The organism is Clostridium sp. MT-14 (assembly GCF_042436595.1).
Classification (GTDB): Bacteria; Bacillota; Clostridia; order Clostridiales; family Clostridiaceae; genus Clostridium_B; species Clostridium_B aromativorans.
Genome location: NZ_JBHMIY010000066.1, coordinates 1 through 5110, shown reverse-complemented (window position 1 = coordinate 5110; position 5110 = coordinate 1). Strand labels below are relative to the sequence as shown.

Annotated in this window: 8 protein-coding genes; all 8 read left to right on the top strand. The window is 32.8% G+C overall.

Annotated features, from left to right (window positions below; genetic code table 11):
* Positions 1-150: 150 nt before the first annotated feature.
* The 8 genes from ACFHWD_RS20350 to ACFHWD_RS20315 all read left to right on the top strand — a co-directional run bounded on the left by ACFHWD_RS20350 (position 151) and on the right by ACFHWD_RS20315 (position 4938).
* The gene (locus ACFHWD_RS20350; RefSeq protein WP_150358401.1) at positions 151-291 is read left to right on the top strand and encodes an aspartyl-phosphate phosphatase Spo0E family protein; all 141 of its coding nucleotides are present in this window, start codon (positions 151-153) and stop codon (positions 289-291) included.
* A gap of 264 nt (positions 292-555) precedes the next feature.
* Entirely contained in the window at positions 556-1500 is a 945-nt protein-coding gene (locus ACFHWD_RS20345; protein WP_229981678.1) for a DMT family transporter, read from the top strand.
* Positions 1493-2194: a pentapeptide repeat-containing protein gene (locus ACFHWD_RS20340; RefSeq protein ID WP_179977493.1), complete on the top strand. Its 702-nt coding sequence runs from the start codon at positions 1493-1495 to the stop codon at positions 2192-2194. Before ACFHWD_RS20345 ends, ACFHWD_RS20340 begins: the two co-directional genes overlap by 8 nt.
* A 51-nt stretch (positions 2195-2245) precedes the next feature.
* Positions 2246-2782, top strand: a complete 537-nt coding sequence (locus ACFHWD_RS20335) for a nitroreductase family protein (RefSeq protein ID WP_378062918.1) — start codon at positions 2246-2248, stop codon at positions 2780-2782.
* Between the two features lie 142 nt (positions 2783-2924).
* Complete coding sequence (locus ACFHWD_RS20330; RefSeq protein WP_179977491.1) at positions 2925-3371, top strand: aminoacyl-tRNA deacylase; 447 nt, start codon at positions 2925-2927, stop codon at positions 3369-3371.
* Positions 3372-3436: 65 nt separating this feature from the next.
* On the top strand, positions 3437-4141 hold the full coding sequence (locus ACFHWD_RS20325; protein ID WP_378062917.1) for a FlxA-like family protein: 705 nt from the start codon (positions 3437-3439) through the stop codon (positions 4139-4141).
* Between the two features lie 92 nt (positions 4142-4233).
* Complete coding sequence (locus ACFHWD_RS20320) at positions 4234-4410, top strand: YjfB family protein (protein WP_378062916.1); 177 nt, start codon at positions 4234-4236, stop codon at positions 4408-4410.
* A gap of 15 nt (positions 4411-4425) precedes the next feature.
* Positions 4426-4938, top strand: coding sequence for a GNAT family N-acetyltransferase (locus ACFHWD_RS20315; protein WP_378062915.1), 513 nt, complete (start codon positions 4426-4428; stop codon positions 4936-4938).
* Positions 4939-5110 lie beyond the last annotated feature (172 nt).

Here is a 5110-nt window from a genome sequence, read left to right as displayed (position 1 = left end):
CTATTTGTAAATTATGTTAGTGAATTTAACTAGCACAACAGGTTAATTTAGAAGTGTTTTAAATTATAAAATATTAGCGGTTTATTGAAATGCTATGGTGAATGATAAATTTTAATTTGTTATTTATGAGAAAGGTGGGTTGGAAATTACGTGATAGATGATAAAGTAAACGATTTGAGAGAAAGGTTACATAAATTAATTGAAAAAGAAGCGGACTATAATGAAATATTAAGGGCAAGTCAAAAATTAGATAAGTACATAAATCAAGCTACAAAAAGTACAAGCAGTTAAAAAGCTTTCCAGATTAAAAAGGGGGAGCTTTATGGAATAAATATTAATTTAAAAATTACTATAGGATATGTGTTCCTGTAGTAATTTTTTGATATAATTTTTAATATAAGTGTATATAAAAATTATATTGATACTTAAATGATGAAACAGCAAAATGAAGAAATGAGCAATTATGGCAGAGAAGATGTCACTTTATGATTTTGGCATTTAATTTCCAATTGCAAAGTATTACGTAGAAACTTTAATTTAGAAAAGGATGGTAAAATGAACAATAAAAGATTAAGTGCTAATATACTCTTATTAATTACTTCGGCTATATGGGGATTTGCATTTGTTGCACAGAGGGTAGGTGCTCAATATGTAGGAGCTTTCACATTTAATGGGACAAGGTTTGCTCTGGGAAGTATTTCGCTTATACCATTAATTATCTATTTTAATGAAAAGAAGAAATACAGCGGAAATTATAAAAATAATGTTGAGATAAATCTTAAAAGATCAATTTTACCTGGTGCGTTAGTTGGCATAGTCCTTTTTGCAGGTTCAACACTACAGCAAATTGGCCTCAGTTACACAACTGCCGGAAAAGCAAGCTTTATTACAGGACTTTATATGGTTTTTGTGCCGATTATAAGCATATTTTTAAAACATAAAATTGAAAAAAGTTTGTGGATTGGAGTAGTATTTGCAGTTGTTGGACTTTACCTTTTAAGCGTAAATGAAAATTTCAGTATAAGTTATGGAGACTTGTTCGAAATTATAGGGGCAATATTCTGGGCTGTACATATTTTAATGATAGATTATTTTTCTGATAAGGTAAATGCCCTGAAATTATGTTGTGCTCAATTTGCGGTATGTTCATTTTTAAGTTTAATAATGGCTCTGATATTTGAAAATATTATTTTGAGTGACATTTCACAGGCTTTGGTTCCAATACTTTATGGTGGTCTTTTATCAGTTGGTGTGGCATATACCTTGCAGGCGATAGCTCAGAAAAATGCTAAGCCATCTCATGCTGCTATTATATTAAGTATGGAATCAGTATTTGGCGCTGTAGGAGGGGTACTCTTACTTGGAGAGAACATGAGCGGTAGAGGATATACAGGTTGTACCCTTATATTGGTAGGAATAATTGTATCACAATTGAATTCCATTCAAAATGAACATAAAACGATTTGTTCAGGATTTAAGGAGGAAAAATATCATGCGTAAATTATCACAGGAGAAATTTAAAGAAATATTAAAAACTAGGAGAGCGAAAGAAAGGCTTGTTTTAAAAGAGATAGAGCTTTTTAATATGGATTTTACAAACTTGGATTTATCTAATATTGATTTTTCTTTCAGTGCATTTCATAAAATTAGGTTTGATGAGGCAAGCCTAGAGTACAGCAGTGTTTTTAATGCACTATTTGATGAATGTACCGCACGTAAGACGAATTTTAGGCATGCAAATTTGGAATGCGCAGCGCTTCGATATGCAGATATGACAGGTTGTAATATTGAAGGTGCAAATTTATATGGCGCAGTACTGGAGCATGCTAAATTGGAAGGTATTATTTCAGATGAGAATACAAAATGGTTTCGCTTGCATTGTCCAGAGAAGGGAGCCTTTCTTGGATATAAGAAGTGTTTTAATGATCTTTTGGTACAGCTTCTAATACCGGCAGATGCAAAGCGCAGTTCTGCTACTTTACCTTCTTGCCGCTGCAGCAGGGCAAAAGTGCTTACGATCAAAAGCTTCGACTATGAGGAAAGTTACAAGGAAGCTTGGTCTTTGGTAGATGAAAATTTTGTTTATCGTGTGGGTGAGTGGGTAGAAGTAGAAAATTTTAATGAGGATAGATGGATGGATTCTACTACGGGCATTCATTTTTGGATGACAAGAGAAGAGGCGAAGAAGTATTAGAATTAAGCATTTTCAATTAAAGTACTAAATTTCATTGAAAGGAGTATATTTATGACCAATTATTTTGATTTAATTGCACAGCGTGAGAGCTGCAGAAATTATCTGGATAAGCAGGTTGAAAAGGAAAAATTAATTTCCTGCATAGAGGCGTGTCGAATTGCCCCTTCAGCTTGTAACGAGCAGCCCTGGAAATTCATAGTTGTTAATAATGGGGAACTATCTTTTAAAGTGGCAAAGTGTCTCCAGGATATAGGTATGAACAAATTTACGGATAAATGTCCTGTCTTTGTCATTGTACTGGAGGAGAAAGGGGATATTAAAGCGCGAATTGGAGGAGCAGTCAAAGATCAGGATTATTCCTCCATTGATATTGGTATTGCAGCAGCTTATCTATGCCTTGCGGCCACTGAGCAGGGATTGTCCACCTGTATTATGGGCTGGTTTAATGAGAAAAAGCTCAAGAAACTGCTGGATATACCAACAGCTAAGAGGATAAGGCTCGTAATAAGTGTGGGCTACTCTGCAGATACAAAACTCCGCAGCAAAATTCGCAAAAGCAGGGAGGAGATTTTGCAGTTTATAGACTGAATTGATGAAGGTGTAAGAGAGGGCTTTACTTTTATAATGAGCACACAGATTATTGTAATATTTATTTTAGAGAGGAACTCTTTATACTGGAATGAAGAAATAGTCGGCTAAAGAATACACTTTTATTAGGAGGTGAAATAGTATGGAGAATATAAGAGAGATTTTGAAAAAAAGCGGCTGTTCATATGAATTGATTCATAATGATGTACCTATCCGTACTGCAAAAGAAGGTGCGGATTATTTTAAAATTGATATTGACCAAATAGCACCGACTCTTATAATATATACTGCAGTGGGTTTTCATGTATTGATTGTTTCAGGAGAAAGAGGCCATGTTAATTTTAAAGACATAAAGCATTTATTGGGCTGTAAAAATGTAAGATTGGCGACCAAAGAGGAGGTTAAGTCCGTAACAGGATTTTCAGTGGGCAATGTTCCTATGCTTGGAATTTCACTGCCCTGCATAATAGATAGAAAACTTCTTAAATTCTCATTTGTTTATGGCGGTTCGGGCGAAAAAGACACTACTCTGAAAATTGATCCAAATGCTCTGTTTAAATTGAATAAAGTTGTTGGGACACTGGATTAAAACTAAGTATTTTTAGTGGAACTACGATAATATAACTGGAGATTTTTATAAGGAGATGTATAACTGTGATAAGTTCAATTTTTTCCATTGGGGTACATAATGCAGTGAGCGGCAAAAAGGATAATTCCAGTGACGATCAGATAAAGGCACTTCGCAGTCAGGAGTCATCCATTCAAAAGCAGATAGACAGCATAAAAAATAGTGATATGGATGTAAGGACAAAACAGGAGCTCATGGAACCTTTACAGGAGCAGATTCAGAGTATAGAAGCCCAAATTCAGCAGATACAGATGTCTCAAATAAGCAATGAGGATAACTCTAAGTCGAAGATTAAGGATCAGCCAAGTTTAAATGTATCGGATGTAGATGGGGAGGATAAACTCAAACTTTCAAAAGATACATTGATTTTAAATGTGTCAAATACCTATAATCAGTTGAAAACCATAAATTCCATAAAGAAAAAATTGATTGGAAATTCAAATGTATTGAAATCTGATGCTGATTTTGATGAAAATATGGAAAACTACAGCATGGCAAAAAGAGAAAGAGCTGAAGCAGCATTAAATATGGGTAAAGCCAATGGTATACAATCTAAAATTGGAAAATTGTATGACAATATAGAAGGATCTATAAAAGATGTAAATGGCTTAAATGAAAAATTAAAATATATTGAAAATGGAAAGAATGCAAATGATGAAGTAGGTGGAAGAAAAATATCTTTAAAGAATGATTTTACTAAAAAGGTAAATGACATAGATGAATTTGTATGATAAAATTGTGATGATAATTTTGTTATTTATCAGCTGGTAGTTTAAATTGAAAAGATAGCGTTTTTTTAAATAAAACGAAGGAAGGTGAAAATATGGATATACCTAAATTGTCGATGGCTATGAGCCAGTTAAATATGTCAACTGCGGTAAGTACAGCTTTAACAAAAAAAATATTGGATGATGGACAGAAAAATGCTCAGCAGATTATAGAGAGTATCGACCAGATTCAAGACACGAATCTTGGAACAAATTTTGATGTGAGCGCATAAAGGATTTGGTATTGAATGAGTACAGAATTGATATTAAGAAAAGCGGTCATACAGGATTTGGCCGATGTAGTAAAAATTTTTAAAGCTGCTATTCGAGTAATGAATGACAATGGAATTGATCAATGGGATAGTATATATCCAGATAGAGAGATTTTAAAAGAAGATATTCTAAAAAGTCAAATGTTTTTAGGAAAAATTAATGACAGAATAGCATTTGTGGTTGTTATAAATCAAGAATGCAATGAAGAGTATAAAAATGGAAACTGGAGGTATGAAGGAGATCCTTTTGTTATAATTCATAGATTATGTGTTAATCCAGATTTTCAAAATCAGGGAATTGGCAAATGCACCCTCATGTTGATTGAGAGAATGTTAAAGAAGAAAAATATAAAATCTATAAGATTAGATGCTTTTTCCTTAAATCCGATTGCCTTAAAATTGTATGATAAAAATGGCTATAAGAGGGTAGGAAAAATAAATCTTAGAAAAGGAATATTTTACTTATATGAAAAAAAAATAAAGATATAAATTATTGACATAGTATCTACAATATGAAATTGAATAAAATTTAAACATCGGAGATTGATGATACCCGATGTAAAGTAAGCAGTCAATGTATTGGATTATAGATATTTTGATTCATATGAAACCTAAATATTTTAACAAAAAGGGCGTAATTCTCCTATCTTCTATAAGTGGG

Excerpts from the sequence above, each read along its gene's own strand:
- ACFHWD_RS20345 (WP_229981678.1), top strand. The coding sequence starts at position 556 with ATGAACAATAAAAGATTAAGTGCTAATATACTCTTATTAATTACTTCG.
- ACFHWD_RS20340 (WP_179977493.1), top strand. The coding sequence starts at position 1,493 with ATGCGTAAATTATCACAGGAGAAATTTAAAGAAATATTAAAAACTAGG.
- ACFHWD_RS20335 (WP_378062918.1), top strand. The coding sequence starts at position 2,246 with ATGACCAATTATTTTGATTTAATTGCACAGCGTGAGAGCTGCAGAAAT.
- ACFHWD_RS20330 (WP_179977491.1), top strand. The coding sequence starts at position 2,925 with ATGGAGAATATAAGAGAGATTTTGAAAAAAAGCGGCTGTTCATATGAA.
- ACFHWD_RS20320 (WP_378062916.1), top strand. The coding sequence starts at position 4,234 with ATGGATATACCTAAATTGTCGATGGCTATGAGCCAGTTAAATATGTCA.
- ACFHWD_RS20315 (WP_378062915.1), top strand. The coding sequence starts at position 4,426 with ATGAGTACAGAATTGATATTAAGAAAAGCGGTCATACAGGATTTGGCC.